Annotated in this window: 17 protein-coding genes; 7 read left to right on the top strand and 10 right to left on the bottom strand. The window is 62.5% G+C overall.

Annotated elements, in window-relative coordinates:
* Positions 1 to 15: 15 nt before the first annotated feature.
* From galE to ACR0JC_RS10680, 5 genes are all read left to right on the top strand, one after another.
* Positions 16 to 999 carry a UDP-glucose 4-epimerase GalE gene (gene galE, locus ACR0JC_RS10700; protein WP_170342681.1) on the top strand — a complete coding sequence of 328 codons (984 nt, stop codon included), beginning with the start codon at positions 16 to 18 and terminating at the stop codon, positions 997 to 999.
* A 7-nt stretch (positions 1000 to 1006) separates the two neighbouring features.
* The gene (locus ACR0JC_RS10695; RefSeq protein WP_170342678.1) at positions 1007 to 2050 is read left to right on the top strand and encodes a glycosyltransferase family 2 protein; all 1044 of its coding nucleotides are present in this window, start codon (positions 1007 to 1009) and stop codon (positions 2048 to 2050) included.
* Between the two features lie 185 nt (positions 2051 to 2235).
* Positions 2236 to 3222 (top strand): glycosyltransferase family 2 protein, encoded by a 987-nt coding sequence (locus ACR0JC_RS10690; protein ID WP_093963921.1) that lies wholly within the window; start codon positions 2236 to 2238, stop codon positions 3220 to 3222.
* Positions 3219 to 4922 (top strand): DUF5927 domain-containing protein, encoded by a 1704-nt coding sequence (locus ACR0JC_RS10685; RefSeq protein WP_170342676.1) that lies wholly within the window; start codon positions 3219 to 3221, stop codon positions 4920 to 4922. The genes ACR0JC_RS10690 and ACR0JC_RS10685 overlap by 4 nt, the downstream gene beginning before the upstream one ends.
* 6 nt (positions 4923 to 4928) lie before the next feature.
* The gene (locus ACR0JC_RS10680; RefSeq protein WP_170342674.1) at positions 4929 to 6365 is read left to right on the top strand and encodes a nodulation protein NodH; all 1437 of its coding nucleotides are present in this window, start codon (positions 4929 to 4931) and stop codon (positions 6363 to 6365) included.
* On the opposite strand, the gene ACR0JC_RS10675 is transcribed toward ACR0JC_RS10680, so the two are convergent.
* The 8 genes from ACR0JC_RS10675 to hslO form a co-directional block, all read right to left on the bottom strand.
* Positions 6349 to 6867, bottom strand: coding sequence for a L,D-transpeptidase family protein (locus ACR0JC_RS10675; RefSeq protein WP_170340715.1), 519 nt, complete (start codon positions 6865 to 6867; stop codon positions 6349 to 6351). The genes ACR0JC_RS10680 and ACR0JC_RS10675 overlap by 17 nt on opposite strands.
* Positions 6868 to 6923: 56 nt before the next feature.
* On the bottom strand, positions 6924 to 7709 hold the full coding sequence (locus tag ACR0JC_RS10670; protein WP_170342671.1) for an ion transporter: 786 nt from the start codon (positions 7707 to 7709) through the stop codon (positions 6924 to 6926).
* Positions 7710 to 7729: 20 nt separating this feature from the next.
* Positions 7730 to 8959, bottom strand: a complete 1230-nt coding sequence (locus tag ACR0JC_RS10665; RefSeq protein ID WP_170342670.1) for a class I SAM-dependent RNA methyltransferase — start codon at positions 8957 to 8959, stop codon at positions 7730 to 7732.
* Positions 8960 to 8998: 39 nt separating this feature from the next.
* Complete coding sequence (locus ACR0JC_RS10660; RefSeq protein ID WP_170342669.1) at positions 8999 to 10831, bottom strand: ABC transporter ATP-binding protein; 1833 nt, start codon at positions 10829 to 10831, stop codon at positions 8999 to 9001.
* Positions 10828 to 12678, bottom strand: a complete 1851-nt coding sequence (locus tag ACR0JC_RS10655; RefSeq protein WP_170342668.1) for an ABC transporter ATP-binding protein — start codon at positions 12676 to 12678, stop codon at positions 10828 to 10830. The genes ACR0JC_RS10660 and ACR0JC_RS10655 overlap by 4 nt, the downstream gene beginning before the upstream one ends.
* A 191-nt stretch (positions 12679 to 12869) precedes the next feature.
* The gene (locus ACR0JC_RS10650; protein ID WP_170342667.1) at positions 12870 to 14024 is read right to left on the bottom strand and encodes a CCA tRNA nucleotidyltransferase; all 1155 of its coding nucleotides are present in this window, start codon (positions 14022 to 14024) and stop codon (positions 12870 to 12872) included.
* A complete protein-coding gene (locus tag ACR0JC_RS10645; protein ID WP_170342666.1) occupies positions 14021 to 14620 on the bottom strand; it encodes a CoA pyrophosphatase in 600 nt (199 codons plus the stop codon). The genes ACR0JC_RS10650 and ACR0JC_RS10645 overlap by 4 nt, the downstream gene beginning before the upstream one ends.
* Positions 14610 to 15596 (bottom strand): Hsp33 family molecular chaperone HslO, encoded by a 987-nt coding sequence (gene hslO, locus ACR0JC_RS10640; protein WP_093963913.1) that lies wholly within the window; start codon positions 15594 to 15596, stop codon positions 14610 to 14612. Before hslO ends, ACR0JC_RS10645 begins: the two co-directional genes overlap by 11 nt.
* A 76-nt stretch (positions 15597 to 15672) precedes the next feature.
* Between hslO and ACR0JC_RS10635 the strand changes: the two genes are divergently transcribed.
* The gene (locus ACR0JC_RS10635) at positions 15673 to 16110 is read left to right on the top strand and encodes an NUDIX hydrolase (RefSeq protein WP_170342665.1); all 438 of its coding nucleotides are present in this window, start codon (positions 15673 to 15675) and stop codon (positions 16108 to 16110) included.
* On the opposite strand, the gene ACR0JC_RS10630 is transcribed toward ACR0JC_RS10635, so the two are convergent.
* Positions 16107 to 17372 carry a PP2C family protein-serine/threonine phosphatase gene (locus ACR0JC_RS10630; protein WP_170342664.1) on the bottom strand — a complete coding sequence of 422 codons (1266 nt, stop codon included), beginning with the start codon at positions 17370 to 17372 and terminating at the stop codon, positions 16107 to 16109. The two genes, ACR0JC_RS10635 and ACR0JC_RS10630, sit on opposite strands and share 4 nt — an antisense overlap.
* 157 nt (positions 17373 to 17529) lie before the next feature.
* Between ACR0JC_RS10630 and ACR0JC_RS10625 the strand changes: the two genes are divergently transcribed.
* Positions 17530 to 17841 (top strand): Hpt domain-containing protein, encoded by a 312-nt coding sequence (locus ACR0JC_RS10625; protein ID WP_170342663.1) that lies wholly within the window; start codon positions 17530 to 17532, stop codon positions 17839 to 17841.
* A 19-nt stretch (positions 17842 to 17860) separates the two neighbouring features.
* Here the strand turns inward: ACR0JC_RS10625 and ilvA are convergent, their stop codons facing one another.
* Complete coding sequence (gene ilvA / locus ACR0JC_RS10620) at positions 17861 to 19087, bottom strand: threonine ammonia-lyase IlvA (RefSeq protein ID WP_170342662.1); 1227 nt, start codon at positions 19085 to 19087, stop codon at positions 17861 to 17863.
* Positions 19088 to 19127: the final 40 nt, after the last annotated feature.

Genomic DNA, 19127 nt, shown 5'->3' with positions numbered 1-19127 from the left:
TCGGCAGGACCACGGATGAAAAACATACTCGTGACCGGCGGCGCCGGATATATCGGATCTCATGCCTGCAAGGCGCTGGCGCAGGCGGGCTATGTGCCCGTGACCTATGACAACCTTGTCACCGGCTGGCAGGATGCGGTGAAATTCGGCCCGTTCGAACAGGGCGATCTGCTGGACCGCGCACGGCTGGATCAGGTCTTTGCCAAGTACCAACCGGCGGCAGTGATGCATTTTGCCGCGCTCAGCCAGGTCGGCGAAGCCATGAGCGAGCCGGGCCGATACTGGCGCAACAACGTCACCGGATCGCTGAACCTGATCGAGGCGGCCGTGGCCGCCGGGTGCTTGGATTTCGTTTTCTCGTCCACCTGCGCGACCTATGGCGACCACGACAACGTGGTGCTGGACGAAAACACCCCGCAGCACCCGCTGAACGCCTATGGTGCCTCGAAACGCGCGATCGAGGACATCCTGCGCGATTTCGAACAGGCGCACGGGCTGAACCACGTGATCTTTCGCTATTTCAACGTGGCCGGTGCCGACCCTGACGGCGACGTGGGCGAGTTTCACCGCCCTGAGACGCATCTGGTTCCGCTGTTGTTGGACGCGATCGACGGGAAGCGCGACGCGCTGACTGTCTTTGGCACCGATTACGATACGCCCGACGGCACCTGCATCCGCGACTATGTTCATGTCTGCGACCTGGTGGATGCGCATGTGCTGGGCCTGCGCTGGCTGGAACAGGGCAAGGGCAGCCGGGTGTTCAACCTGGGCACCGGCACCGGGTTTTCGGTCAAAGAGGTGATCGCGCAGTCGCACAGCGTGACCAACCGCGAGGTGCCCTTCAATGTCGGTCCGCGCCGGGCGGGCGATTGCACCAAGCTGGTGTCAGGCTCGACCCGGGCCGAGGCCGAACTGGGCTGGCGGCCCAAACGGTCGCGGCTGGAAGTGATGATCGCCGATGCCTGGCGCTGGCATCAGAACGGCCATTACGAAAAGTGATCATGCCATGGGCGCGGCGCACCACCATGACGAAAACGCCCCGGGCTGGGTTCGCAGATACCGTCTGCGCCTGAAGCGCAAGCGTTTGCTGTGGCGATCCTTCCGCAGCCGCCACGCTTTGACGTCGGTTTCGGACAAGACCCGGCTGATCGCGCCCACCGACATTCTGGCCTTTACCACCCTGCGCAACGAGATCGAGCGCCTGCCCTGGTTTCTGCGCCACTATCGCCGGCTGGGGGTCGATCATTTCTTGATGGTCGACAACGGCAGCGATGACGGTTCGACCACCTATCTGCTGAACCAGCCGGACGTGTCGCTGTGGCAAACGCAGGCCAGCTATCGCGAGGCGCGGTTCGGGCTGGACTGGCTGACCTGGTTGCAGATGCGCTATGGCCACGGCCACTGGACCCTGATGGTGGATGCCGACGAACTTCTGATCTATGCCCATCACGACAGCCGCGACCTGCGCGATCTGACGGGATGGCTGGACCAATTCGGACAGCCGGCCTTTGGCGCGCTTATGCTTGATCTATACCCGAAAGGCCCGTTGGGTACGGCGCCCTATGACCCCGAGACCGACCCGAGCGAAACTTTGAACTGGTTCGATCCCGGCCCTTACAGGGCCCGCCGGCAAGAGCCGTTGGGAAACCTGTGGGCGCAAGGCGGCGTTCGCGAACGCGCCTTCTTTGCCGATTGCCCGGACCGGTCTCCAACCCTGAACAAGATTCCGTTGGTGAAGTGGGACCGTCGCTATGCCTTCGTGAACTCCTGTCATTCAGCCCTGCCCCGACACCTGAATTTTGCCTATGGCGGGCCTTCCGGGCAAACCCCCTCGGGCGTCCTGTTGCACACGAAATTCCTGCCGCAAGTCGTCGAGAAGTCGCGCATCGAAAAACAAAGGCGCCAGCATTTTCATGATCCCGACCAATTCGGGCCATACTATGATGGCATCATTGCCGGGCCCGACCTTTGGACTCCACAATCAGAACGGTATTCAGGCTGGGCGCATCTGCAGAGCCTTGGACTGCTGTCAGCGGGCGGGTGGACGTGAACGGGGAATCCTGTGCCCCAAAAACCCATGCTTGGCTAACGGCTTTTAAATACATTGCTTCGCAAGGTGCGAAAATGTCATAAAACGTTAGTGTCCGGCTCCCGTCTGACCAAATGCGGACCCCGGACATGCTCGCGTATTACAAGAAGGTTGGGCAGCGCGTGAGCCTTTTGGATTCTTACCAGATGAGACTGCGGCGCAAGCGCCGTCTTGTGCGCTGCATCCGCCGAAGACGCGATCTGCGCACCGTCCGCAACAACACCCGGCAGATCCGGTCCGGTGATGTTCTGCTGATGAGCGTCGTGCGCAACGAAAAGATCCGCCTGCCCTATTTTCTGGACTATTACCGCAAGCTGGGCGTCCGGCATTTCCTGTTCGTCGACAATGACAGCACGGATGGCACGCTGGACTATCTCAAGGCGCAGCCCGATGTCTCGGTCTGGTATACGAATGCCAGCTATCGCCGTTCGACATTCGGGATCGACTGGTCCAACTACTTGCTGCGGAAATACGCCCATGGACACTGGGTCCTGACCGTAGATCCGGACGAGTTCCTGATCTATCCGTTCTGCGACACACGTCCCATCGACGCGCTGACCGACTGGCTGGACGGCACCGGGGTGCGCAGTTTCGGGACGATGCTGCTGGACATGTATCCCGAGGGGCCGATACAGGACGCCACCTATCACGAGGGGCAGGACCCGTTCGAGATTGCCGCATGGTTCGACTCGGGCAACTACATGATCACCAAGAACCCCGCCTACGGAAACCTGTGGATCCAGGGCGGGCCACGGGCAAGGGTTTTCTTTCAGGACAAGCCCGCGAAAGCGCCCGCGCTTAACAAGATCCCTCTGGTCAAGTGGGATCGGCGCTATGTCTATGTCAGCTCGACCCATGCGCTGCTGCCGCGCGGCCTGAACCAGGTCTACGACGAGTGGGGCGGCGAGAAAACCAGCGGCGCATTGCTGCATGCCAAGCTGATCAACACGCTGGGTGACAAAGCCCGCGAAGAACTGCAGCGCGGTGAACACTACCGCGCGTCCGGCGAATACAGGGCCTATGTCGACCAGTTGGAGAGCAAACCGGTTTTCTGGTGCAAATGGTCCGAGAAATACATCAATTGGCGCCAACTTGAGATTCTGGGTCTGATGTCCAAAGGGAACTGGGCATGAGCGGGACCCTGGGCATCGTGATGCTGGTCCACACTGCGCTGGACCGGGCTGAGCAGGTTGCCCGGCACTGGACCGCGGCAGGTTGTCCGGTGGTCATCCACGTCGACCGCAAGGTCGACCCGGCCGTGTTCAAAGACTTTGTCGCAGCCTGCGGGGATGATCCGCTGATCCTGTTCTGCGACCGCCAGGTCTGCGAGTGGGGCGGCTGGGGCATCGTTGCCGCTTCGCAATCGGCCGCGACGCTGATCCTGGAGCGCTTTCCCGACATACGCCATGTCTTTCTGTCATCCGGCTCTTGCCTGCCATTGCGCCCGGTTCAGGACCTGATCGATTACCTGAGCGACCGGCCCCGCGTGGATTTCATTGAAAGCGCCACCACCGCCGATGTCAGCTGGACCGTGGGCGGGCTGGACCTCGAACGTTTTACCCTGCGGTTTCCCTTCTCGTGGCGCAAACACCGCAAGCTGTTTGACCGCTTCGTCAAGCTTCAGCGCGCGGTCGGATATCGGCGGACAATCCCCAACGGGCTGATCCCGCATATGGGCAGCCAGTGGTGGTGCTTGACGCGGCAGACCCTGACCGCGATCCTGCAGGACCCCAAGCGAGAGGTCTATGATCGATATTTCCGGCATGTATGGATCCCCGACGAAAGCTATTTCCAGACGCTGGCGCGGCTCTATTCCACCCAGATCGAAAGCCGATCGCTGACCCTGTCGAAATTCGACTATCAGGGCCGCCCGCACATCTTCTATGACGATCACCTGCAGTTGCTGCGCCGATCCGATTGTTTCGTCGCCCGCAAGATCTGGCCGCGCGCCGACCGGCTGTATCAGGCGTTTCTGAACGATCAGTCCCTCGCCGGAAAACCCGCCGAGCCCAATCCCGGCAAGATCGACCGCGTTTTCTCCAAAGCGGTCGAGCGTCGTACCCGCGGCCGCGACGGCCTGTACATGCAAAGCCGTTTTCCCCGCCATGGCAGCGAAAACGGCCTGACCGCGTTTCCTTACTCCGTGTTTCAGGGTTTTTCCGAGTTGTTTGAGGGCTTTGAAAGCTGGCTGGGCAATGCGTCAGGCGCCCGCGTCCATGGGCATCTTTTCAACCCCAAGCGCGCCGAATTCGCCGAAGGAGAGACTATCCTGAACGGGTCCCTCAGCGACAACGCCATTTTGCGCGACTACAATCCGACGGCGTTTCTGTCGAACCTGATCTGGAACACCCGGGGCGAACGCCAGTGTTTTCAATTCGGCCCCGCTGACACCCAGAAGATCAATTGGTTTCTGGCGAGAGACAAGAACGCACAGGTCTGCGTGGTCACCGGTGCCTGGGCTGTTCCCCTGTTTCGGTCGAACATGAATTTCGCCGACATCCGCGCCGAAGCGGCCCGCCTGCAAAAGATTGAGACCGAACAGCTTGAGGTGCTGGATTCCGTGTGGACCAAAGCGCGCGTGCATGTTTGGTCAATGGCCGAGTTCGTTGAATCCCCGATGGAACACCTGCAAACCGTTCTTGAGGAGATGGGCGCGACGCAGCCCAGCCATCTGATCGAGGCGCCGACGATGGTTGATCTGGCCGGGTTTGGAAAGTTCCTGCAAAACCTCAAGAACCAGGGAATGCACCCTCACCTGATGGGCGACTTTCCTGCCGACGATGTATTCGGCAATCAGACCCGCCCGTATCGCAAGCCCTACCTGGTGCAATGACCCCGCATGCCGACCGACTTTGACTATTTCATCATTCTTGCCGAAATGCGCACCGGGTCGAACCTGCTGGAGGCAAATTTGAATGCGTTGGACGGCGTGCAGTGTCATGGCGAGGCGTTCAATCCGCACTTCATCGGATACCCGAAAGCAACCGAAGTGCTGGGATTTTCACTGGAAGACAGGGATGCTGCGCCGGACCGCCTGATCGAAGCGATGCGTTCCGCGCCGGAGGGTCTGCACGGGTTCCGGTTTTTTCACTCGCACGACCCGCGGGCCCTGACGATGGCGCTGAACGATCCGCGCTGCGCAAAGATCATTCTCAACCGCAACCCGTTGGACAGCTACATCTCGCTCAAGATTGCGCGGGAGACCCAGCAGTGGATGCTGACCAACGTCAAACGCAGGCGCGCCACCAAGGTTGCGTTTGATGCGGACGAGTTCCGGGACTACGTGGAGGAGCAGCAGGCGTTTCAACTGAGTTTGGTCAACCAGCTGCAAAAAACGGGCCAGACCGCATTTTACATCGGTTACGAGGATCTGACCCAACTGGATGTTCTGAACGGACTGGCGGCATGGCTGGGGGTTGAGGCGCGTCTGGATCAACTGGCCCCGGATCTCAAACCTCAGAACCCGGAACCGGCCTTGTCCAAGGTGACCAATCCCGAAGCCATGGTTGCGGCCCTTGCGGCGCTGGACCGGTTCAATCTGCACCGAACGCCAAACTTTGAACCACGACGGGGCCCGGCCGTTTCGCGTCATATCGCGGCCGCGGAAACGCCGTTGATGTATCTGCCGATCCGTGGTGGACCGGAACAGATCGTGGTTCAATGGATGTCCGAACTTGATGGCGGCGAGCTGATCACCGACCGAAACCAGAAACAGGTGCGCCGCTGGATGAAGGCGCATCCGGGTCACCGGAAATTCACGGTCCTGCGACACCCGTTGGCGCGGGCACATTCGGTGTTTTGCGAACGGATCCTGGGCACCGGGCCCGGCGCATATGCCGGAATCCGCAACCGGCTGCGCAACGGGTTCAAGTTGCCGATCCCGGGCCAGGTGCGCGATGGGAACTATTCGCTCGAGCAGCACTATCAGGCGTTTTCGGCGTTTCTTGAGTTTCTGCAGCTGAATCTTTCTGGCCAGACCCCGATCCGGGTCGACGGGCTGTGGTGCACGCAGGCCCGCATGCTGGAGGGGATTGCGGGCTTTGCCCTGCCCGATCTCATACTGCGCGAAGAAGAGATGGCCACCGCGCTACCGAATCTGGCCCGCGGCCTGGGGCACAATGCCCCGCCGAAGCCCGGCGTGCCCGCGCCGGACCAGCCCTATTCGTTGGATCAGATCTACGATGACAAGCTCGAGGCGCTGGCCGAGGAAGCCTATCAGCGCGACTATCTGCAGTTCGGATTCGGAAAATGGCGGCCTATCAGGGCCGCACGGTGATCAACGTCCCTTCGTTCACCATCGCATAGATCTCTTCGATCTCTTCGTTCTTGACGGCGATGCAGCCAGCGGTCCAATCCGGTGTCTTCTTCGCGCGCTTGAATTCCTTGCGCAGGTTCGGTTGGCCGTGAATGAAAATGTCTCCACCCGGGTCGAAGCCCATCGCCTTTGCCTTGGCGATATCCTGGCTGTTGGGATAGGAAATCCCCAGCGACAGGTGATATCGGCTGCGAGGGTTGCGGCGGTCGATCAGGTAACTGCCTTCGGGTGTGCGACCGTCTCCGCGCTTGACCTTTGTGCCGCTTGGAGCGAACCCAAGCTCGACATCATATTCGCGCAAGATCTGCTCGTGATGCAGCAGGTACATCTTGCGCGCGCCCTTGTTCACCACGATGGATGTCACCTCGGGTCCGTTATAGGTTAGAAACCGGGGGCCCGCACTTCCACAAGCCGAAAGGCTCAGTGTTGCCAGTGCACCCAATCCAAATGCTCGACGATCCATGATTTCACTGCCTGCTCGTTTTTTCGCATAATGCCAAAATCCGGCAGAAACGGAAATCACTTTTTGCTGTTCATATGCTCGGTCAGGCGGCGTTCGATCGATTCAAGCCGGTCCAGCACCTCGTCCCGATAGGCATCTGTCTTGACTTCATCCTCGGCGTGGTGGGCATCCTGCATCGAATTCACGATCAGACCGACCAGCAGGTTCACGACCGCAAAGGTCGTGACCATGATGAAGGGCACGAAGAACAGCCAGGCGTAGGGATAGACCTCCATCACCGGGCGCACGATGCCCATCGACCAGCTTTCCAACGTCATGATCTGGAACAGGGTATAGGCCGACAGACCCAGATCACCGAACCACTCCGGAAAGCTGTCCGAGAACAGTTTGGTCGAGATCACCGCGCCGATATAAAACAGGATCGCCATCAGCAGGAACACGCTGCCCATGCCCGGCAACGCCTGGATGAACCCCTCGACTACCCGGCGCAGACGCGGCGCGACCGAGATCACCCGCAGCACCCGCAGGATCCGCAGCGCACGCAACACCGAAAGACCCGCACCGCCGGGCACCAAGGCGATGCCGACGATCACGAAATCGAAGATGTTCCAACCATTGAGAAAGAAACGGCGCCCGTTGGCCACCAGTTTCACTGCGATCTCGGCCACGAAGATGGTCAGGCAGATGGTGTCGAGCAGCACGATCGCCGGCCCGAATTTCGCCATCAGGCCGTCCGAGGTTTCCATACCCAGCAGAACCGCGTTCACCAGGATGACGCCGGTGATGAATTGCGAAAACCGCGGGTTTTCGACAAAGGCCTGCAGGCGCTGCCGGATCGTCATGCGAAGGGTCTCCTGTCGGGTCATGGATTCTCTGCCAGTTTGAAGCTGCCCACCAGTTCGCTGTGGGATGACCATCGAAATTGGTCAACCACTTGGACCCATTCAAGGGCATAGCCCGCCTGAACCAGAATTTTTGCATCCCGCGCGAAGGTCACAGGGTTGCAGGACACATAGGCAATGACCGGACGGCGGGCCTCAGCCAGCTCGGCCACCTGGGCCTCGGCGCCGGCGCGCGGCGGGTCCAGAACCACGGCGTCAAAACGGCGCAGCTCGTCCGGCATCAAGGGGCGGCGGAACAGGTCGCGCGCTTCGGTCGTGACCTGTTTCAATCCCGTGGACTTGCGCCAGCCCTGATCCAGCGCACGGGTCATGTCGGCCGCGCCTTCAACGGCATGAACCTCGGCCCGTTGCGCCAGCGGCAACGAGAACGTGCCGCAGCCCGCGAACAGATCAACCACCCGTTTGGCCGGGCCGACAATCTCCAAAACTGCCTGTGTTAGAGACTGTTCCCCGTCTTTCGTGGCCTGCAGGAAGGCCCCCGGCGGCGGGACCACCGTGGCCGGACCGAAACGCTGTGCGGGTGGGTTGCGCATGGCGATCACCTCTCCATCCCAAGCCAGCCGCGCCAGCCCGTGCTGCTCGGTCGCCTGCGCAAGCGCCAATTCCAGCGGGCCATCCAGCGGCTTGCCGCCCTGCACCGCCACGTCCAGTCCGGCTTCGGACAGGGTCAGGGTGACCGACAACACGCCCTTGCGGCTGCCGCCCAGTTCGGCCAGCGTCTTGGCCACGGGGATGGCGGCAGTCAGAGCCGGGTCCAGCAGCTGGCAATCAGGAATCTCGGTGATCACGTCCGAGGCGCGCCCGTGGAACCCCGCCAGCGCGCCCTTCTTGGTGCGGCGCACAGCGATGGTGGCGCGGCGACGCGACTGCGGTGGCGACGTCAGGATCGGGCGCATCTCGGCCTGCAGCCCCTGAGCGGCCAAGGCGGTACGCACCACCTCGACCTTCCAATCGGCCACGAAGGTGTCCGAGGCGTGCTGCAACTGGCAGCCGCCGCAGCTTTTGTAGTGGCGGCAGGGAGGCTTGACCCGATCGTCCGACGGCGTCAGCACCTTGATATCGGTCAGCACCGAGCCGTCCAACGCGCCGCTGACCCGCTCGCCGGGCAGCGTTCGGGGGGCATAGACCGGGCCCTCGGCGATGCCGTCGCCCTGATGCCCGAGGCGGAGAATGGTGTATTCCTGCGTCATGGCCTGCCTGATAGCCGGGCTGATGCGCCAACAAAACCCTTATTCGGCGGCCTCGGTCTGGATGAACCCGCCCGACTGGCGGTGCCAGAACCGCGCATACAACCCGCCCTGCGCCAGCAGAGTGTCATGCGGCCCGCTTTCCACGATGCGCCCGTGATCCAGAACGATGATCCGGTCCATCTCGCTGAGGGTGGACAGGCGGTGGGCGATGGCCAGAACGGTCTTGCCCTCCATCACCCGGTGCAGCGCGGTCTGGATCGCGGCCTCGACCTCGGAATCCAGCGCCGAGGTGGCCTCGTCCAGCACGAGGATCGGCGCGTCCTTCAGGATCGCGCGGGCCAGCGCGATACGCTGACGCTGGCCACCGCTCAACTTGACGCCGCGCTCGCCCAGATGCGCGTCATAACCCCTGCGCCCCTGCCCGTCCTGCAGATCGAGGATGAAATCATGCGCTTCGGCCTTTTTGGCGGCGGCGATCATCTGGTCTTCGGTGGCATCGGGCCGACCGTACAGGATGTTGTCGCGGGCCGAACGGTTGAACATCGCGGTTTCCTGCGTGACCATGCCGATCTGGCGGCGCAGGCTGTCCTGCGTGACGCGGGCGATGTTCTGCCCGTCGATCAGAATCTGCCCATTTTCCCTGTCATAGAGCCTGAGCAGCAGCGAAACCAGGGTGGACTTCCCCGCCCCCGAGGCACCGACGATGCCCAGTTTCTCGCCCGGCTGCACCGTCAGCGTCAGGTCCGAGACTCCGCCCACGTCGCGACCATAGGCAAAGCTGACATCACGAAACTCGATCCGGCCCTCGGGCACCGTCAGCTCGGCGGCGTCCGGCGCATCCTCGACCCGGTCGGGCCGCGCCAGGGTTTTCATGCCGTTCTCGATCTCGCCCACATGGGCGTAGATCCCCATCAGGGTAAAGCTGACCCAGCCCGTCATCTGCGCGATGCGGATCGAAATGGCGCCCGCCGCCACGATATCCCCGGTGGTCGCCGACCCGCCCTGCCACAGCCACAGCGTCGCGCCCAACAGCAGAACCGGCAGAAGCCCCGCTAGTGTCATCAAAATGAACCGGAAACTGGCCGACAGTTTGCCAAAGGCCAGAGACTTGTCGCGCAGCGCAACCATCGAGTCGCGCGCGGCCTGATCCTCGAACTCGGAATGGGCAAACAGCTTGACGGTCTTGATGTTGGTGATCGTGTCCACCACCTGTCCCGACACCATCGCCCGCGCTCCGGCCCGCGCGGCCGAGCGTGTACGGATGCGCGGCAGGTACCAGCGCACCAGCAGGAAATACACAGCCAGCCAAGCCACGAAGGGCAGCATGACGAGGGGATGAATAGACCCTAACAAAAGCAAAGATCCCACGAGCGAGGCCAAGGCAAAGACGATGGCGCTGATGGTTTCCGATACGACCGAGGTCAGGGCATTGGCCGTCTGCATCTGTTTCTGGGCGATGCGGCCGGCAAAATCGTCGTCGAAATAGGTGACCGACTGGCCCAACGTCCAGCGGTTCAGCTTGGCCAGGACGAGTGGCGGGATGTTGGGCATGACGATATAATTGTTCGACACCGAGGACAGCCCGAACAGCAGCGGCCGGATCAGCATGAAGAACGCCACGGCGCCCAGGATCATCCACAGGTTTCGCGGTGTCAGAAAGTTCTCGGGGCCGCTGGCGGTCGCGATGTCGATCACCCAGCCCAGAATCCAGGCGGTTCCGGCCTCCATCGCGCCTGCCAGGGCCGAAAACAGCGCAGCGGCGAACAACATGGGCCAGGCCCCTGTCAGGCACCAGCGAATGAACGCCCCCAGCCTTTGCGGCGGGGGCGTCTGGGTGGGTTCAAACGGTTTGATCAGGTCTGCGACCGTCATTCTGCTGCCTCGTCCGCGGCCTCGGGGTTCATGAAGCCGCCAGATTGGCGCGCCCAGAACTGGGCGTAAAGACCGCCCTGCTCCAAAAGATCGCCATGAGTGCCTTCCTCGACGATCCGGCCTCCGTCCATCACCAGGATGCGGTCCATCTGGGCGATGGTGCTGAGCCGGTGCGCGATGGCGATCACGGTCTTGCCCTGCATCATACCGTATAGCGTCTCCTGGATAGCGGCTTCGACCTCGGAATCTAGGGCGGATGTGGCCTCGTCCAACAACAAGATCGGCGCGTCCTTCAGGATCACCCGCGCCAGCGTCACCCGCTGCCGCTGCCCGCCGCTCAGCTTGACGCCGCGCTCGCCCACATGGGCGTCATAGCCGGTGCGGCCCTGCGGGTCCTGCAGGTCGAGGATGAAGTCATGCGCCTCGGCCTGTTTGGCGGCGGCGATCATCTGGTCTTCGGTGGCATCGGGGCGGCCATACAGGATGTTGTCGCGCACCGAGCGGTGCAGCAGCGCGCTGTCCTGCTGAACCATGCCGATATTGCGGCGCAGGCTGTCCTGGGTGACGGTGCGGATGTCCTGCCCGTCGATCAGGATCGCACCGCTTTCCACGTCGTAGAACCGCAAAAGCAGCTTGACCAAGGTCGACTTCCCGGCCCCCGAGCGCCCGATCAGCCCGACCTTTTCGCCCGGCTGGATGGTCAGATTGACGTGATCCAGCCCGCCGGTCTCGCGGCCATAATGGTGCGACAGGTCGCGGATCTCGATCCGGCCGTCGGTCAGTTGCAATGGTTTGGCGCCCGGCGCATCCAGCAGGTCGACGGGCTGGGCGATGGTCTCCATCCCCTCGGCCACAACGCCCAGCTGGCGGAAGAAGCTGGTCAGAGCCCACATGATCCAGCCGGTCATGGCATTCAGCCGCAGCGTCAGCGCGGTGGCCGCCGCCACCACCCCGACCGAGGCACTGCCCTGCATCCACAGGTAAATGGCCCAGCCGACCACACCGATGATCAGCACGCCGTTCAGCGCGACCAGAACGGCATCCATGATGGTGAAGATACGCATTTCGGTCTGGAAGGTGCGCCGGGTCTCTTCGATCGCTTCGCGCGCATAATCGAGTTCCTGCCGGGCATGGGCGAACATCTTCACCGAATGGATGTTGGTATAGCTGTCGACCACCCGGCCCGTTACCGTAGACCGCGCATCGGACGCGGCCTGCGACGCCGGCCCCACCCGCTGCACCGTCCAGCGCACCAGCAGCGCATAGAGCGCGAACCAGATCAGCAACGGCAGCAGCAGGCGCGGATCGGCAGCCATCAGCAGGATCGCCGCACCGATCAGATAGGCCAGCGAGAACGAAATTGCATCGAACACCTGGAACACCACCTCGCCCGCGGCGGGCGGGGTTTGCATGATGCGGTTTGCGATACGCCCGGCAAAGTCATTCTCGAACCAGCCGACCGACTGGCGCAGAACGTGCTTGTGCGCCCGCCAGCGGATCAGCGTGCCGAAATTGGGCAGGATCGCATTGTTCAGCAGCAACACGTCCAGCACATGCAGGATGGGTCGCAGGAACAGGATGAACAGCGCGACCAGGACCAGCTCGGTCCCGTGGGCCTGCCAGACCTCGGACGGCGATCCGCCCAGCAGGTCGACGACCCGGCCCATGTAGTAGATCAGCCCAACCTCGACCGCGGCCACGATGATCGACATCAGCGCGGCCCAGAAGAAGACGCGCCGAAAAGGGCGGGAATAATCCAGCATGAAGGGCCACAGCCGCGTCGGCGGCCGGTCGACCTCTTCATAGGCAACAAAAGGGTCTACGAGGTTTTCGAAAAAGCGAAACATGGAGGTGCTCCGATTGAGCAGAAAAATTGAAAATGCGAAAGCAGATGGCGCCAAAACACCACCCGTACGGGTCAGGTGTTCTGGCTTTAGCCGAACCAGATCCCGTAATACATTCGCAGTCCTCCATCCATGTGACAGGCGCACCCTATCCGGAAACCCAAGGGCTTGTCATCCCCTTTTGAGACTTCCCGTCAAACTTGCAGCAGCGCGTCCCGGTCCAGCGTGAAATCCGAGGCGATCCAGCGGCTTTCCAGTTCGGCCAGTTTCGCGCCCAGCGCAGGGCCGGAGTAGCGCCCGAGCAGATCGGCGGCCTTGACCGGGAATGACTCCGCGGCCCCTTTTTCAACGGCCGCGCCCGTCTCAGCCGTCCAAGGCTGTTCCAGAAAGGCGCAGCGCAGCAGGGCCGCGTCCTGCCCGTCTTGCAGACCCAGCCGATACCCCAATTCGGCCGCCCCGGAACCGCCCTGCGCGCCGTCCCGGATCCGGGTCAGGCGGGCCAGTTGCGCCTTGCTGAGGCGCAGAGTCCCGGCAACCTCGGGCCCCGCGATGGCTGCCAGACGGCGCAGCGCGTCGGGGGCAAGTCCGGCCTGCGATTCAAGATGGATCAGGATCGGCAGCGCCCGATCGTCGGCGCCGGCCAGCAGATGGGCCAGAACGCCGATGCTGCGCATGGCGGCCACCGATGGGGCCGGGTCGGGCGCGGCCAGCAGTTTCAGCATCTCGGCCCCGACCCGTTCGCGCGACAGCCGGTCGAGCCCGTCCAGATCGGCCGCAATCGCCGCCAGCGCATCCGGGTCCATCCCGGCCTGCGCATCGCCATACCAGGCGTGGAACCGGAAATACCGCAGCGAGCGCAGATAGTCCTCGCGGATGCGATCCCCGGCCGTGCCGATGAACCGCACGCGCCGCGTCTGCAGGTCAGGCAGGCCACCCAGCGGGTCCAGAATGGCGCCGTCGGGGCGGGCATAAAGCGCGTTCATCGTAAAATCGCGGCGGGCGGCGTCCTCTTCCACTTGGTCGGAAAAGGCCACGACCGCGCGTCGCCCATCGGTTTCGACGTCGCGGCGAAAGGTCGTGATTTCATGCGGTATGCCGTCGCTGACCACGGTCACAGTACCATGATCAATCCCCGTCGGAATTGCCTTCAGCCCGGCCCGTTCGGCCAGGTCCATCACCTGTTGCGGGCGGGCGTCGGTGGCGATGTCGAGATCCGAGACCGGTGCCCCTAGCAGCGCATTGCGTACGCAGCCCCCCACGAACAGCGCCTGCGCACCGCCCTCGGTCAGCGCCGCACACACGTTCTGCGTGGCCGGGTTCGTGATCCAGTCTTCGGTGATCCGCATCATTCGTTCATCCGTGCCGCCAACCCGCGCAACATGCGGGCCGTGGCGCCCCAGATGTAGTAGGGGCCATAGGGCACCGCGAAGTAATACCGCCGTGTTCCGCGCCAGATGCGCGATTCAACCACATAATTCGCAGGGTTCAGCACATGCGCAAGCGGAACCGAAAACACCTCGTCCACCTCGCCCGGTTCGGCCACCGGGTCAAAGCCGCTCTCCAGAACCGCAACCACCGGTGTCACGGCGAATGACGTGACCGTTTCATGCACCGGCAACGTACCCAGAATGGTTGGCAGGTCCGGCGGCAGGCCGATCTCTTCCTGCGCCTCGCGCAGGGCGGTGGCGGTCACATCCGCATCGGTGTCGTCCTGCTTGCCGCCCGGAAAGGCGATCTGCCCCGGATGGTGTTTCAGGGCCGAGGACCGCTTGGTCAGGATCAGGCGCGGATCGCCGCGGGCCAGGTCCACGGCGACCAGAACACCTGCCGGGCGCAGCTTGCGCCCCGCAGGCAGAACCGTGCCGGGATTGAGGTCGAAGTCGCTGGACCCATCGCCGGGACGGGCCAGCGCCGCGCTCAGACGCGGGATCAGGTCAGCCGGCATCCGGATCTTCGGCTTCGAACCCGACCGATTTCGGATCCAGCACGTAATGCGCGCCGCAGAACTGGCAGTCGGCGGTGACGGTGCCTTCGTCCGTGGTCATCTTCTCGATGTCCTGCGCCGAGTAGATCGACAGGCTTTGACGCACGCGATCCTCGGAGCAGGTGCAGCCAAACTGTACCGACTGGGCCTCGTACACGCGGGGCTGTTCCTCGTGGAACAGACGCACCAGCAGGTCGGTCGGTGCCACGGACGGCCCGATCATTTCAAGATCCTCGACCGTGTCCAGCAGTATGTTGACCCGGCCCCAGTTCTCTTCTTCTTGGCCATCGACCAGATCGGCGGCTGTCAGAACTTCGCCCGTGCCCTCGCCGCTGGCGACAAACGGAGACGCCTTTGGCATGTGCTGCAGCATGATGCCGCCGGCGCGCCAGCGTTCGCCCACACCCGGCTCGGTCGACCGGCCAAAGCTGAGCGAGAAGCGGGTCGGAAGCTGTTCGGACTGCGCGAAATACGCCTCGGCACAGGCGCTGAGCGATCCTCCGGCCAGCGGCGTGATCCCCTGATAGGGTTGCGTCCCCTTGCCCTGGTCGATCAGGATCGCGAAGTATCCCTCGCCCACCTGATCAAAGGGTGCACCTTCGGTCAGACGGTCGCGGTCAAAGCTGGCATAGGCCCTGATCTGCGCGGGCTGGCCCTCTTCGCGCGGAGCGTAATAGTCGGTGGCGATCATCCGCACGGGCCCCTTGGACTGAACCTGCAGCGACAGCTTCCAGCGCAGTGCGACGGTCTGGCCGATCAGCGCGGTGAGCAAGGCCATCTCGGCCACCAGCGCCTCGACCTGCGCGGGGTAGTTGTGCTGCTTCAGGATGCCGTCCAGCACCCCGTCCAGCCGGGCCACGCGGCCACGCATATCCGATACATCAAGTTGAAAGGGCAGGACGGTATCGTCCCACGCGATTTTCGTTCCAAGAGACATGGGGTTTCCTTAAGCGCCGCAAGTTGGCATATCGCCACCATATAGGTCGTACATTCGGGGTTGAAAGGGTCCTTACATGATCAGACGGTTCGGCGAAACCCCGGAACCGGGACGGAAATACACGCGCCGGGTCGGCGTCTATGCGCTGCTGCCGCGCGGGGCCAGCCTGCTGCTGACCTGCCAGACCGAACCCGGACCCGACTTGCAGCTGCCCGGTGGCGGGATCGACGCCGGCGAGTCGCCAATAGTCGCCCTGCATCGCGAAGTGTTCGAAGAAACCGGTTGGTCGATCGCGGACCCGCGGCGGGTTGGTGCGTTCCGGCGATTCACCTACATGCCCGAATATGATTTGTGGGCCGAGAAGGTCTGTCTGATCTACCGGGCCCGCCCGGTGCAGCGCAAAGGACCACCGACCGAACCCTTTCACGAGGCGGTTTGGATGAACACCGGCGATGCGGTTCACATGTTGGGCAATGCAGGCGACCGGCACTTCGCGCGGCTGCACCGGCTTTAGTTTCCGTTGTACTCGAAAAACACGGCTGAAACGTCATCCTCCATCCCCGTTCCCGGCGGCATACCCTGCGTCAATCGCCAGAACATGTCGTCCAGAAACTCGGGCCCGCTGTTTGCTCCTAGGCATTCCAGCGCCATCCGTTGTAGCCCGTCCTCATCCAAAAGATCACCGTTTTTGACACGGCATTCGGTGAAGCCGTCCGAGTACAACAGCAGCTTGTCACCGCGCTGCAGATAGGTTTCGGTCTGCTGGAACGCCACATCGGGCAGCAATCCGATGGGCAGGCCGCCATCCCCAAGGAACTCTGCCCGGCCGGTCCGGCGCAACAGCAGTGGATGGGGGTGCCCAGCCTGAACCATCCTCAGGTGGCCGTTGCGCAGATCCACGATGGCGTAGACCATGGTGAAATATTCCTCGATCCCCGTGTCGGCCATCAGGCGGGCATTCAGGATGGCGGCCACCTGCTCGGGTGGCAGCAAGGCGTAGAACTTGTTGAACCGCTTCTCCATTGCGACGTTCTGATCGAAATGCTGGCTGGTCAGATACCCGCCCAACCGCGCTGTCATCATTGCTGACGTGATACCGTGGCCGGAGACGTCGATGCCGTAGAACCCGATCCGGTTCGCGCCCGGCGAAAACATCCCCACCAGGTCACCCCCGATGTGGCCGCAGGGTTTGAGCAGCAGGCTGACCCGGGACCTGCCAAATTCCCGATAGAGTTCCGGCACCAGCGATTCCTGTATCTTGCGCGCCTGGATCAGATCCTTGTCGATGGCGTCATGCGCAAGGCGTAGTTCGGCCAAAGCGGTTTCGATCAACCGGTTCTTGTCCGAAAGCTCGCGCTGCATATCAAGAATGCGGGCCCCTGCCGAAATGCGGGCCCGCAACTCGTCTGCTTCAAGCGGTTTGATCAGGAAATCATCCGCACCGGCATCCAGGCCGCGCGCGACTTCCTGCTTCTCACTTTTTGAGGTCAGAAGGATGAAATAGGTGTACTGGTCGTTCTCCAGCGCGCGAAACGCGCGGCAGAATTCCAGCCCGCCCATGCCCGGCATCACCCAGTCACTGAGCACCAGATCGGGCAGGCCCTTTTTGCAGATCTCGATCGCTTCTTCACCGCTGTCGGCCTCGACAACCGTGAATCCCCATTTCTTCAGCGACGCCACCAGAATACGGCGTTGCAGGCGGCTGTCATCGACCACCAGCACCGTCCGGATGGCTCCAAAATCCAGGTCAGCCTTGGCCTCAATTTGGCTGGACACTCGCACGCGAAACCTCTGCGCATTTTCCAACGGGGGTGGAGCAAAGCTACGGCGCTCGGCTTAACAACCGATGAAAGCTGTTCTCCGCAGCGGCTTAACCCGGATTTTACCCCTGGCCGGTAATCAGAGGCGGTACCGGTCAACATGGAGGACGGTGATGATACTCTGGCCAAGGGTGCGCCAGCTGCGTGACGAAGTCGGGTCCGAGGAGTTCGACGAGGTCGTCCGGATCTTTCTGGATGAAGTCGGTGAGGTCATGGGCCGCTTGACGTCGGACACCGACCGGTCCGCGCTTGAGCAGAACCTGCATTTCCTCAAGGGCAGTGCATTGAGCCTTGGTTTTGAGAGTCTGTCCAAACTCTGTCAGGATGGCGAACGGCGCGCTGCTGCGGGCCATGGGGCGGAAGTCGATCTGGACGCGGTCATCGCGGCTTTTGACCGCTCGCGCGCGGAATTCATGTCCGGCTAAAAGGACAACCTGTAATCGGTCAGATCACAAACTGCGCCAGCGTCTCGTCCTCGGTGATGTCGGTATAGACGAACCCGGCATCGTCGAGATGCGCAAACAGGCGCAGGAAATTGTCCGGCTTGCTGGTCTCGATCCCGATCAGGACTGAACCGAAATTGCGCGCTGATTTCTTCATGTATTCAAACCGGGCGATGTCATCTTCGGGGCCGAGGATGTTCAGAAATTCCTTCAGTGCTCCGGGACGCTGCGGCAGGCGCAGGATGAAGTACTTCTTGACGCCCGAGTAGCGCTGCGCCCGCTCTTTGACCTCGGGAAGACGCTCGAAATCGAAATTCCCGCCCGAGGTGACGCAGACGACCGTCTTGCCGCGCACAAAGCTCTGGACGTCGCCCACCGCCTCGATCGCCAGGGCCCCGGCGGGTTCCAGCACGATGCCTTCCACGTTCAACATCTCGATCATGGTGGTGCAGATGCGGTCTTCGGGCAGGACGATCACGTCCGACAGATGCCGGTCGCGCAACAGCTGGAACGGCTTGTCACCGATCCGGCCCACCGCCGCGCCGTCGACGAAATTGTCCACCTTGTCCAGCGCCACCGGATGGCCCGCCGCCAGCGCCGCGCGCAGACAGGCCCCGCCCGCGGGTTCGACGAACAGGCAATGGGTGCGGTCGCCGAACCACGTTGCCACGCCCGAGGACATGCCGCCCCCGCCCACCGGCAACACCACGTGATCGGGCAGTCGGCCCAGCTGTTCCTCGATTTCGACGGCCAATGAGGCCTGCCCTTCGATCACGTCGTCATCGTCGAAGGGCGACAGGAAATACCCGCCCTGCTGCGCGCACCAGTCCTGAGCCGCGGCAAGCGTGTGGTCGAAATAGTCGCCGGTCAGGTGGATATCGACGTTGTCGCCACCAAAGATTCGGGTCTTCTGGATCTTTTGCTGAGGTGTCGTCACCGGCATGAAAATCACGCCTTTGACCCCCATGTGCTTGCACATAAAGGCCACGCCCTGCGCGTGGTTGCCCGCACTTGCGCAAACGAACAGGTCCTGACCCTGCTGCTTGCGCATGGCGTTGAACGCGCCGCGGATCTTGTAGGACCGCACCGGGCTGAGGTCTTCGCGTTTCAGCCAGATGTCGGCATCATATTTCTCGGACAGATGGGAATTGCGCTGCAACGGTGTTGCAGGAAACACGGTGCGCATCGCCTGTTCGGCGGCGCGGGCGCGGATCATGAAATCCCTCATGCCGCATTCCCTGCCCCATCAGACCGACAAGGGCAAGGAA

Source organism: Ruegeria sp. CH5 (assembly GCF_056537025.1).
Note: the sequence above shows the minus strand (reverse complement) of the source record. Positions and strands in the feature narration are given on the sequence as shown.

Bases quoted from the DNA above. Each gene is read 5' to 3' on its own strand.
- ACR0JC_RS10660 (WP_170342669.1), bottom strand. From the start codon at position 10,831: ATGACGGTCGCAGACCTGATCAAACCGTTTGAACCCACCCAGACGCCC.
- ACR0JC_RS10685 (WP_170342676.1), top strand. From the start codon at position 3,219: ATGAGCGGGACCCTGGGCATCGTGATGCTGGTCCACACTGCGCTGGAC.
- ACR0JC_RS10655 (WP_170342668.1), bottom strand. From the start codon at position 12,678: ATGTTTCGCTTTTTCGAAAACCTCGTAGACCCTTTTGTTGCCTATGAA.
- ACR0JC_RS10670 (WP_170342671.1), bottom strand. From the start codon at position 7,709: ATGACGATCCGGCAGCGCCTGCAGGCCTTTGTCGAAAACCCGCGGTTT.
- ACR0JC_RS10690 (WP_093963921.1), top strand. From the start codon at position 2,236: ATGAGACTGCGGCGCAAGCGCCGTCTTGTGCGCTGCATCCGCCGAAGA.
- ACR0JC_RS10680 (WP_170342674.1), top strand. From the start codon at position 4,929: ATGCCGACCGACTTTGACTATTTCATCATTCTTGCCGAAATGCGCACC.
- ACR0JC_RS10645 (WP_170342666.1), bottom strand. From the start codon at position 14,620: ATGCCGGCTGACCTGATCCCGCGTCTGAGCGCGGCGCTGGCCCGTCCC.
- ACR0JC_RS10675 (WP_170340715.1), bottom strand. From the start codon at position 6,867: ATGGATCGTCGAGCATTTGGATTGGGTGCACTGGCAACACTGAGCCTT.
- ilvA (WP_170342662.1), bottom strand. From the start codon at position 19,087: ATGAGGGATTTCATGATCCGCGCCCGCGCCGCCGAACAGGCGATGCGC.
- ACR0JC_RS10635 (WP_170342665.1), top strand. From the start codon at position 15,673: ATGATCAGACGGTTCGGCGAAACCCCGGAACCGGGACGGAAATACACG.
- hslO (WP_093963913.1), bottom strand. From the start codon at position 15,596: ATGTCTCTTGGAACGAAAATCGCGTGGGACGATACCGTCCTGCCCTTT.
- ACR0JC_RS10695 (WP_170342678.1), top strand. From the start codon at position 1,007: ATGGGCGCGGCGCACCACCATGACGAAAACGCCCCGGGCTGGGTTCGC.
- galE (WP_170342681.1), top strand. From the start codon at position 16: ATGAAAAACATACTCGTGACCGGCGGCGCCGGATATATCGGATCTCAT.
- ACR0JC_RS10665 (WP_170342670.1), bottom strand. From the start codon at position 8,959: ATGACGCAGGAATACACCATTCTCCGCCTCGGGCATCAGGGCGACGGC.
- ACR0JC_RS10625 (WP_170342663.1), top strand. From the start codon at position 17,530: ATGATACTCTGGCCAAGGGTGCGCCAGCTGCGTGACGAAGTCGGGTCC.
- ACR0JC_RS10650 (WP_170342667.1), bottom strand. From the start codon at position 14,024: ATGATGCGGATCACCGAAGACTGGATCACGAACCCGGCCACGCAGAAC.